At 59.3% G+C, this 329-nt stretch carries 1 protein-coding gene; it reads left to right on the top strand.

Annotation, left to right across the window (positions count from 1 at the left end):
- Positions 1 to 329 (top strand): group II intron maturase-specific domain-containing protein (locus JIN81_RS18845; protein WP_325100912.1); only part of this gene is annotated, 329 nt, incomplete at both ends.

The raw sequence follows: 329 nt of genomic DNA, 5'->3' as shown, positions 1-329 counted from the left end.
TTCTGCGAAGGACGACTGAAACTGGTGGTCAACCGCGCCAAAAGCCGCTGCACCCGGCTGGGCTTCTGCGAATTCCTCGGCTATGCCATGGATCTCAAAGGGCGGCTGGTGTGGACAGGCAAGGCGCTGCACCGCTTCAAGCAGCGAGTGCGGGAAATCACCCGTCGCAACCGGGGACACCGAGTGCAGGACATCATCGATGAACTGCGCAAGTATGTCCTCGGCTGGCTCAACTACTACAAGCTCAGTTGCACCTACACGGTCATCGAGCGACTGGCGGAATGGGTCAGGCGGAGGGTGCGGTTGTACTACTGGAAGCAATGGAAGCA

Source organism: Haloferula rosea, from assembly GCF_016595525.1.
In the GTDB taxonomy this organism is placed as follows: domain Bacteria; phylum Verrucomicrobiota; class Verrucomicrobiia; order Verrucomicrobiales; family Akkermansiaceae; genus Haloferula; species Haloferula rosea.
This window is presented reverse-complemented; position numbering and strand designations above follow the sequence as displayed.